The sequence below is a fragment of the Burkholderiales bacterium genome, from assembly GCA_013695435.1.
Taxonomy (GTDB): Bacteria; Pseudomonadota; Gammaproteobacteria; order Burkholderiales; family JACMKV01; genus JACMKV01.
This window is the reverse complement of sequence record JACDAM010000039.1, coordinates 1-8,893: the sequence shown is the minus strand read 5'-3', so window position 1 is coordinate 8,893 and position 8,893 is coordinate 1. Positions and strand designations below refer to the sequence as shown.

Genomic DNA, 8,893 nt, shown 5'->3' with positions numbered 1-8,893 from the left:
CATTCACGCGCCGCGTGCAGGCCGCGTTCGGTTTCGCGCAAGACTTCAGTGAAGCTCAGGCGGTCCGTTAAAATACAGCGGACCGGCAGATTCTTAGCGAACAAGCCGAGGGCGTCGCGCAGTTCTTCGTATTCCCGGCCGTCGCAGAGGACGTTGATGGGGAAGTCGGGCTGTGCGGTTAATCGATATAGCAGGATCCGCCAGCACGCCAACAACATCGTGAAGGCAGAGGAGGCAGAGGTTTGTTCGTTGCGGGCGGTCGCCTCAAGCCCTTCTACAAGCTCCGTAGCAAGATCCAAATCCAGAAAGTCGGGTTTGAATACCTGCCTTGCCGGCTCGTTTTCGAACGGAAGCCTGAGATTCGGCAAGGATGTTAAAGCTTGCCAATAGGCCTTTCCCGTTTGCGCATGTTCGTCGTCTGCCTCGAGTAACTCATGCTGCCATTCGGCATAATCGGCATACTGCAAAAGCTCGACTTCGGACTGCTCGCCTTGCCAACCGTAGATGCCGCTGATTTCACGCGCCAGATTGTGGAAGGTCCGCGGATCAGCGCAAAGCGCGGGCACGGCGATCAGCAATACGTGCTCGTCTTGCGCCAAGGACAGTAACGTCAGGCGCGGCGGTGAGGTTTCGCTCAGATTGAAAGCCCGCTCGCGCTCCTCGCGCCAGAGAGCATCAAAACTGGATTTTTGTTCGCTGGCGTCGCGGCCGGTCAGATCGACAGTGCGTAAAACCGGCTCGGCGTGTTCGACAATCACCTGATACGCGGTTTTCATTCCAGGGCGACGATGAAACCCGGTCCGCAGGATTTCGTGGCGGTCGATGATCTTCTGCAACGCCTGTTGCAAGGCTTGCGTGTCGAGAGCCCCGGTGAGCCTGAGCGCGCATTGGGCAAGAACAGGCTGATCGTGATTCGCCTGCTGCGATAGCCAGACGTGCTTTTGCTGCGGAGAAAGCCGACTGCCTTCCAGAACGGCGTCCTGCCCGCTGTCGTTCATGTCGAAGCCGTCGCCGCCTCGGACGAAAGATTCTCAAGCTTGAACATTTCGCCCATCGCCACCACGATTTTTCGTGCGCCGACGTAGGGGTTGCGGCCATGCGAAACGAGCATATTGTTGAGCATCAGGATGTCGTTCTCGCGCCAGGGAAAGCTGACCGCGATCTCGCGATAAAGCGCGCCGATTTCATCCATGACCGAGTTCTCGATCGGCGTACCGTCGCCGTATAGAACATTGCGCGGCAAGTCTTCCGCGCCAAATAGCGACAGCATCGAGTCGCGCACGGCGGCATCGAGACACGAGATATGGTGCAATTGCAGCTGGTTAAAAAATACCATTTCGCCGGTTTGGGGATGGGCGATGATCGCTGGGCAAATCTGGCGCGTCTTCAACGTACCATCGTGGGTCCACTCAAAGCCGAGTCCGGCTTTGCGGCAATAGTCTTCGACCACCGATTTCTCGATGGTATGGAAAAAAGTTTGCCAATCGACGTCCAGCCCTCCGACATAGTTTCTGACATACATGAGCTTCTTGTCGGCGAAGCGCGGTCTCAACTTCGGATCGAGCTGGCGGTAGATCTTGCGGCAGTCGATGATCGGCGTCTCGCCGCCCTGCTCGGCGGATTTAATGCAGAAGAACCAGATCTTCGTCGGCCAGCGATGCATGTGCGAGCTTTCATTGTGAAACAGGATAGCCTGATCGGCCGGATACGGCGTCGAACCGTAAACCTTGCCTGCGACGCCCTCGCGCGGCAAGTCGCCGTACTCACCGAACAACTGCGGGCAGAGCGCCGAGGCGAATCGCTCAAATTCGGCGGCTGACGTCACGTCGAAGCCGCGGAACAATATTGCGCCGTGTTCCAACAGATGCGATTCGATCAAAGCCTGACTATTGCCAGCCCAACCGACCGCATCGATATCGGCAAGCGCCGGTTCTATCACGAGGGGGAGCGTCTCTTCGGCTTCCAGATAGCCGGTTTTTATCTCCGCGACCTGGGCGAGATTGACACGCTTGCGCGTGGCGCCCCTCAGATTTCTAATTCGTGTACTTTGCCGTTCTTCTCTTTCCATAGCTTTCGCTTTCTTCTCAGGTTCAGTCAACATTTCCAAAGTGCTCAGCGGCGCATCCGGCTGCTCGATTATGCTTCCAAGCAGAGTTTCGTAATGCCCCGCCATGCGGCGGACGGTCGCGGCGTCGAAAAGATCTGTTTTGTATACCCAATTCGAGACGATTCCGCGCCCGGTCTCATAAACAAATACCGCGAGATCGAACTTTGACGTTTGAACGTCGAGCTGCAGCTCACTCAGCGTGAGCCCGGCGAGCCTGAGATTTTGCCCGGGCATATTCTGTAGGACGAATAAGACCTGGAATAACGGAGCATAACCCGGGCTACGCTCCGGTTTCAGCGCTTCAACAAGTTTGCTGAACGGGACATCCTGGTGGGCGAAAGCGTCCACAGCGACCTGTCGCACGCGCTTCAACAACGTAAGAAAATCCGGATTGCCGGATAAATCGGCGCGCAGGATGACATGAGTGATAAAGAAGCCTATCAGTCCTTCGATTTCGAGCCGATTGCGATTGGCGACATCGGTTCCGACGACGATGTCGTCCTGCTGTGTATAGCGCGCGAGCAGCGTTTGAAACGCCGCCAGTAGCGTCATGAATAGCGTGACTCCTTCGCGTTGGCTCAGCGCCTTGAGTTGAGCCGATAGCGTCTCGGAAAGCGGCACGGTGCACGCTGCGCCGCGGAAGCTCTGCACTGGCGGGCGGGGCCTGTCGGTTGGCAGCCGCAGCATGGGAGCGCCCGCCAGCCGCTCGTTCCAGTAAGTTAAATGCCGCTCATAAGCCCCGGCCAGAAAACGTTCGCGCTGCCACACCGCGTAATCCGCGTATTGGATCGGCAACTCGGCCAGCGGCGAAGGCCGCCCGCTCGCAAAAGCCCCGTAAAGTGTTTCAAGTTCATTAAAGACCACGCCGCGCGACCAACCATCGCTGATGATGTGATGCATCGTTAGTAACAGCACATGCTCTTCCGCGCTCAGGCGCAAAAGGCTCATCCGAAGCAGCGGACCGCGCGCCAAGTCGAACGGCCGCCGAAGCTCTTCGCTCGCCGCGCGCCGGATCTCGGCCTCGCGTTCGCTCTCGGGAAGCTGATTTAAGTCGACGGTCGCCAGCGTCAGCGTCATTTGTGCGGCGATCACCTGAACCGGAGCGCCTTCAACCTCAATAAACGTCGTGCGCAAAACTTCGTGGCGGCGAACGATTTCATTCAGGCTGCGCTCAAGTGCGACGACATCGAGCCTCCCCTTGAGGCGCATTGCGCGCACGATGTTGTAGGCGTGCGTTCCCGGCTCCAACTGGTCGGTAAACCATAATTGTTCCTGAGCATAAGACAGGGGCGCAGCGCCGGACGCGCTCCTTCGCGGAATCTCTCTCTTACGTGCAGAAATATGGATTCGCTTTGCCGCCAGAATTTTGGCAAGGAGAAGCTTGTGCGTTACGGAAAAGTGCGCCATGCTCTGATCAGTCCGCAAAGTATGACATTCGCATACTATACTTGCGGAAGTGTCGGCCGCTATGCACGACGCGAAGGTCTGCAGCAATCGCGCGAGCCTTTCGCGCTGTCGTCATGTAGCGATCATTCTATTCCGGTCGTTGGCCCGTGGCGACTATCTCGGCAAAGGCGAATACTGGTCGACTTTGACGTTGATGCACGCCGGCCGGCCCGAAGCGAGCGCGCGCTCGAAAGCGGGTCGGAGCTGTTCGATGCGTTCGACGTGTTCAGCATGACCGCCAAAAACCTTGGCGATCTGGTCATAGCGAATGTCCGGCGCGAACATGGTCACGCGATCCGGGTGGGCGTCGCCGTAGAATTTTTGTTGAAAGATTGCGCCGGCATTGCCGTCGTTATTCGCGATGATGACGATGATGGGGATATTCAGCCTGACCGCGGTTTCCATTTCCATTACGCTCAGTCCGAATGCGAGGTCGCCGCTAATCACGACCACCGGGCGCTCGGGGCATGCGACCTTGGCGCCGATCCCGAATGGAACACCGGTACCCATGCAGCCGTTGGCTCCGGGCGTGAAGCGGGATACAGGTCGATAGTTCGGCAGTAGTTGCTGCGCTGTTTCCATGATGACGTTGCCATCGATCACGCAAATGGCATCGCGCGGTATCGCGTCGCGAATTTGCAGGATCAGATGCTGCGGCGTCATCAGATGAAGGTCGCACTGCGCGGGTGCTTTCCACCGGTCGAAGCTTGCCTCGCGTTTCGCGGCGAGCGACGCGCGCCACCCATCGTTTGCGACATGCGGCTTGCCGAGCCGCTGGTCGAGCTTCGAGAGCAGGTGCTGCAAGCTTCGTTTGATATCGCCAACCGCGCCCACCGTCGGCTGCACATTCAAATCGATATGCTCGCGGGCTATTCCCAATCGAATGAGTTTTGCCCCCCGCGCGATTTCAGCGCCGTAGCGAAAAGTCCAGTCGAGTTTTGCGCCCAAAGCGAGTACGACATCGGCGGTCGCAAGCAGCAGCGACCTCGCGGCGTTAAAACACAACGGATGGTCGTCGGGCAGGAAGCCACGGGCCATCGGCGAAGTGATGAACGGTGCGTTCAGGCGAGCGATCAATTGTTCAAGCTCGGCGAAAGGCTCGGACCAGCGAACGCCGTCGCCGATGATGACCGCGGGACGTTCGGCATTCGTAAGGATGTCGGCCGCTTGCGCGAGCGCGACTGCATCGATGGGCTGTGCCCACACTTGCAGCTGCGGCCAATTGACCTGCTCGGCAATCGCGCTTTTTTGCAGCGCTTCTTCGGTCACGTCGAGATAGACCGGACCAGGTGCGCCGCTACTCGCCACGTGACACGCATGCGCGAGAGATTCAGGGATCTTACCGGTGGCATCGATCAAACCGGCAAACTTGGTTATGGACCGGAAAATCGCGACGCCATCGAGTTCCTGAAACGAGCCCATCTCGCGCATGTGCAGCGGCCGCCTGCCGCCCAGGACAAGCAGTGGCCAGCCGTTATCGAAGGCGACCAGAATGCCGGTCGCAGCGTTGGTGATCGCCGGGCCGGCCGACAGGATGACGGCCGCCACCAGCCGGCCACTCACGTAGTTCTGGGCAGCGGCCATCATGGCGGCCGCTTGCTGATGGCGCACGCCGACGACCCGCAATCCGCTCTTGGCGCACTCCGCCAGGGTTTCGTGCACCGGCGTGCCCGAGATGCCGTAAACGTGCGTAACGCCGAGCCTTCGCAAACCGAGCGCGACCAACGAGTGGCCATCGACCTGGCCGGCTTTGAGCTTTTGCGCGAGCAGGATGCGCCGGTCGGGGAGCGGCGTGGTTTGAGGCAAGGCGCAGTCGTCCCGTGAGTCGGTCTTGTTATCCGTCATCGATCGATCCTGTCGCACTGCGGGCGCCGCCCCCTTTGCTGCTGCCGCGTCATTTTCCGACCTCATCGGCGAGCAGCCGCTCGATCTCGATCGGAGAAAGATGTTCGATTTCGGCGAGAATTTCGGGCGATGGCTCATCCAGGTTCTCGATCAACCTGGCAAGCTCCCCCGCGAGTTCGGCGACCGTCGGCTGGCGGAACATGGCGACGTTCGGCAGATCGACGCCAAATACCGCGAAAACGCGCGCCATAACCTGGGTCGCGCGCAACGAATCGCCGCCGAGCGCAAAAAAATTATCGTGAACGCCGAAGTTCTCGATCTTCAGGACTTCGGCAAAAATGTCCACGACGGCCTGTTCGATTTCGTTTCCGGGCGCGGTGGGCGTTTCCCTCAAATATTCACTGAGCTTGTCGGCGAGGCCGATGCGTTGCAGTTTGCCGGTCGCGCCCTTGGGAATCGAAGGCACGATGACGACCTGGCTCGGTACCTTGAAGTCGGTCAGGTGCTGGAACAGGAATTCGCGGATGGTTTGCGGGGAAGTCGAATTTTGTTCTTTCAGCACCACTGCCGCGGCGATATCTTCGCCGAGCGTCGGGTGCGGCAGCGCGAACGCGACTGCCTGCGCGATCGCCGGGTGTTCGAGCAGCGCTTCATCGATTTCGCGCGGCGAAATTTTCTCGCCGCCGCGATTGATGATTTCCTTGAGCCGCCCGGTCAGGAACAGATAGCCTTCGGCGTCGAGATAACCCTGATCGCCGGTGCGAAACCAGCCGTCTGTGAAGCTCGCCTGGTTGGCTTCGGGATTGTTCTCGTATCCGGCGCTGACGTTGCCGCCGCGAATCACGACCTCGCCGGTTTCACCTTGCGCGAGTTGCGCGCCGGCCGAGTCCATGATCGCGATCCGCGGACCCGCGGCGACACCGACCGAGCGCGGTTTGCGTGTCCGCGGCGGCAGCGGGCTGCTCGCCATTTGATGCGCAGCCTCGGTCATGCCATAGGATTCGATCACCGGCGCCTGGAAAACCGCTTCGAGCTCGGCCATGACCGACGCCGGCAATGCGGCGGACGACGAGCGGATCAGGCGCAGTCTGTTGCGCGCGATGATGGCGCGGGCGCTACTTTTGTCGCGTACGTGCGCGAGTATCGCCTGATGCATGGTCGGCACCGCCGTGTACCAGGTTGGACGGCGTTCCTGCATCCATTCGAAGAAACGCGGCGCGTCGAAGCCGGGCGCGCAAACGATGCTGCCGCCGGCGGCGAGCGAAGACAAGAGCGCGCCCACCAGACCATGAATGTGGAACAGCGGCATGACGTTCAGGCAGCGATCGCTGCCTGTCAAGGCGAGCGCGTCGCGAATATTGATTGCCGAAACGCATAAATTCGATTGCGATAGCGGAACCAGTTTCGGCCGCGAGGTCGTTCCGGAGGTGTGCAGCAGCAAGGCGACCTCGTCGTCGAGTGGCGCGATCGCGTCGACGGATTTTGCCGCGCCATTGCAGCACAGGGTGAATGCGCCGGCGGGTCTGGCTGCGGTGAGTTCAACGATCGCGCAACCGCGCTGGCGCGCGACTGCGATCGCCGCCGAATCGAAGCCGGCCTGAACGATGAGCGCCCTGGCATTCAGGTCGCGCAAATAGAACTCGAACTCTTCGGCACGGTATCCGGGATTCAGCGGGGCCGCGGCAGCGGCGGCGGCGACGCCGAGGAAGGCGACCGCCATGTCCGGACCATTCGGCAACACCAGCGCAATGCGGTCGCCGCGGCAGAAGCCGATCTCGCGCAGGCTTTGCAGGACGTAAGCAAGCTGCCTGCGCAGCCCGCCGTAAGTCAGCGGTTCGCGTTCGGGCGCGGCTATCGCGAGCGCTTCGTCGCTCTGGCCGGCGTGCAACAAAGCCGACAGAGATTGCGTCTGCCTGGCCAGCAACGCTCCCCCGCGATCATCGAACATGGTGATTCCTTTGCTCTCGCGTACCCAAACGCGGGGTCTGGCAACCAGCGTCAAGCGAGAGTCGGCGCGTCTCGATGTTTATCATTGAGGCGATGAAGTGATGTTGCAGCTTCCCTTTCAGCTAGGGCGTAAGGGGAGGGCGAAGCAATGGGGAATGCAGCGCATCGGGGGTCCGGTAATTTCGCATCGAAAAGTCAGCTCATGCGCGCCACAACCCGCGCTTCCGGCTGCTGGCCCTGCGACGTACGGGCGGGCGACCCGGCCAGCCACGCTTGCGCTGCTCGCGCCTCGGCAAGATAGATTTTCATCTGCCCGGCGAGAAGCTTTACTTCGGGTTCGCGGAACATCGTGCCGTGCTTGACCGCAAGCCGGTGATGCTCGCTGTCCGCAACGACCATGCGCCAGGCTTGTTCGTATCGCGCGTCCCTCTCCAGATTGGCCCCGATGGTAGCCCAGATAAACGAAACCTTGCCGGCATAGGCACGCGGGATGTATTTTGTTCTGGCGCGGTTCTGGATATCGAGGACATAGTCATCCCAGGCTTCATGCGAGTAGCTCAGACGAAAGCGCACACACATCCGGAATACCATTCGCTTCGCAACGCGCATCGCCGAACCGATCGGCCGCTTCAGCAGATCGAGAAGTTTCCGCGAAAGCGCACGCTCGGGCTGTTTGCGCGCATCGCGCTTACGCTCTGGCCAGCGCGCGTTCATCAACGCGGGCGGCGGCGGGGCGTCCAGCAATACCAGCATGGCGACGCGTTGACCGCACGCGCGCAATTGTTGCGCCATTTCCAGTGCAACCACGCCGCCGACGCACTCGCCGCTGAGATAATACGGACCATGCGGCTGCAGCGCGCGCACTTCGTTCAGGTAGCACGCCGCCAGTTCTTCGATAGTGGTCAGCGGGGCCCGTTTCGGATCGCAGCATTGCGCGCTGATCCCGTAGAAACGTTGGGCTGCGCCGAGTTCGCGGCCGAGAACCCGCAATTCGGTTGCGAGCCCGACAAACGCGGTAAAAAGCGGCGGCGTATCGCCACCGGGATTGATCGGCACCAGCATCTCCCACTGGTCGGTCGCTTCGCCCGTTTGCACCAGAGCGCCGATTCGGGCAATGGTCGGCGACTGAAACACCGTCGCGACCGAAAAACGCTGGCCGAGCGCGCTTTCGATTTCGGCGATAAGCCGCATGACGAGCAGCGAATGCCCCCCCAGCTCGAAGAAGTTGTCGTGAATACCGACCCGGTCGATTTTCAGCACTTCGGTGAAGATGCCCGCGAGCTTGTCTTCCAACGGCGTACGCGGCGCCACAAAAGATTCCTGCGACTGATACTCCGGCGCCGGCAGTGCCTTGCGATCGAGCTTGCCGTTGGCAGTCAAGGGGAGGGCATCGAGCATGACGAAGGCTGACGGCAGCATGTAGTCGGGCAGTCTGTGCTGGAGGAAGTCGCGCAATTCTGCGCTGTCTGCGCTGTCGATCTTCCCGTCGTCCCTTCCTTCACCCCCCTTTTCACCCCTGGCGGCAGAGTCGAGAGGGACTGCTTCGGC

5 protein-coding genes are annotated in these 8,893 nt (G+C 60.4%); all 5 read right to left on the bottom strand.

What is annotated here, in order from left to right:
* The coding region (locus H0V78_02060) for a non-ribosomal peptide synthetase (GenBank protein ID MBA2350596.1) at nucleotides 1-998 on the bottom strand (998 nt) is incomplete at its 3' end.
* Complete coding sequence (locus tag H0V78_02055; GenBank protein ID MBA2350595.1) at nucleotides 995-3,514, bottom strand: TauD/TfdA family dioxygenase; 2,520 nt, start codon at nucleotides 3,512-3,514, stop codon at nucleotides 995-997. The genes H0V78_02055 and H0V78_02060, both read right to left, overlap by 4 nt.
* A gap of 153 nt (nucleotides 3,515-3,667) precedes the next feature.
* Entirely contained in the window at nucleotides 3,668-5,398 is a 1,731-nt protein-coding gene (locus tag H0V78_02050; GenBank protein MBA2350594.1) for a thiamine pyrophosphate-binding protein, read from the bottom strand.
* Between the two features lie 49 nt (nucleotides 5,399-5,447).
* Nucleotides 5,448-7,346, bottom strand: coding sequence for an AMP-binding protein (locus H0V78_02045; GenBank protein ID MBA2350593.1), 1,899 nt, complete (start codon nucleotides 7,344-7,346; stop codon nucleotides 5,448-5,450).
* A 194-nt stretch (nucleotides 7,347-7,540) separates the two neighbouring features.
* The gene (locus H0V78_02040) at nucleotides 7,541-8,800 is read right to left on the bottom strand and encodes a hypothetical protein (protein ID MBA2350592.1); all 1,260 of its coding nucleotides are present in this window, start codon (nucleotides 8,798-8,800) and stop codon (nucleotides 7,541-7,543) included.
* Nucleotides 8,801-8,893 lie beyond the last annotated feature (93 nt).